This window comes from Algimonas arctica (assembly GCF_014652695.1).
GTDB classification, from domain to species: domain Bacteria; phylum Pseudomonadota; class Alphaproteobacteria; order Caulobacterales; family Maricaulaceae; genus Litorimonas; species Litorimonas arctica.
Window position 1 is genome coordinate 1 of record NZ_BMZH01000045.1, and the last position, 599, is coordinate 599.

The window sequence follows — 599 nt, forward strand, 5'->3', positions numbered from 1 at the left end:
TGCCTATATTCCACAGCCAGAACGCGCTGTTGATCAACCGTTCCTGATGCCAATCGAAGATGTGTTCTCCATCTCAGGCCGCGGTACGGTTGTGACGGGTCGGATTGAACGCGGTGTCATCAATGTTGGTGACAGCATCGAAATCGTCGGTGTTCGCGACACAACAACAACGACCTGCACAGGTGTTGAAATGTTCCGCAAGCTGCTTGATCGCGGTGAAGCTGGCGACAACATCGGCGCCCTTCTTCGCGGTGTTGACCGTGAAGGTGTTGAGCGCGGTCAGGTTCTTTGTAAGCCTGGTTCTGTTTTGCCACACAAGAAGTTTGAAGCTGAAGCCTATATCCTGACCAAGGATGAAGGCGGCCGTCACACGCCATTCTTCAACAATTATCGCCCACAATTCTACTTCCGCACCACGGACGTGACCGGTGTTGTCACGCTCAAAGAAGGTACGGAAATGGTCATGCCGGGCGACAATGTGAACGTTGATGTTGAGCTGATCGTCCCAATCGCGATGGAAGAGAAGCTCCGCTTCGCCATCCGCGAAGGTGGCCGCACAGTCGGCGCCGGCGTGGTGTCAAAAATCACGGAGTAGGCCC

Annotated in this window: 1 protein-coding gene; it reads left to right on the forward strand. The window is 54.6% G+C overall.

The window, feature by feature from the left end; all coding sequences use genetic code 11:
- A partial coding sequence (locus IE105_RS15285) for an EF-Tu C-terminal domain-related protein (RefSeq protein WP_267904701.1) occupies positions 1 to 595 on the forward strand: 595 nt, incomplete at its 5' end.
- Positions 596 to 599: the final 4 nt, after the last annotated feature.